Here is a 438-nt window from a genome sequence, read left to right as displayed (position 1 = left end):
CACGCGAGGCCGCCCACGCGTGCAACCGGCCCGCCTGAGCCGCCAGCGCCCGCTCATCCCTGGCCGACACCACCCACGGCACCACGGGCAACTCCACCCCGCCCGACCCCGGTTCGCGGGACTCACCGGCTCCGCCGGACTCGACGGACTCGGCGGGCGCCTCCTCCAGCAGCACGTGCGCGTTCGTGCCGCTGATCCCGAACGACGAGACACCGGCCCGGCGCGGACCGTCCCCGGCCTCCCAGGCACGGGCCTCGGTCAGCAGCTCCACCGCACCCGCCGACCAGTCCACATGCGGACTGGGCTCCTCGGCGTGCAGCGTCCGCGGCATCACGCCGTTGCGCAGCGCCATCACCATCTTGATCACACCGCTCACACCGGCCGCGGCCTGCGCGTGGCCGATGTTCGACTTGATGGAGCCCAGCCGGAGCGGGCGGT

General features: G+C 74.2%; 1 protein-coding gene. It reads right to left on the bottom strand.

What is annotated here, in order from left to right:
* A partial coding sequence (locus tag ACWJ6R_RS38055) for a ketoacyl-synthetase C-terminal extension domain-containing protein (protein ID WP_449066812.1) occupies positions 1-438 on the bottom strand: 438 nt, incomplete at both ends.

The sequence above is a fragment of the Planomonospora algeriensis genome (assembly GCF_977012225.1).
This window is presented reverse-complemented; position numbering and strand designations above follow the sequence as displayed.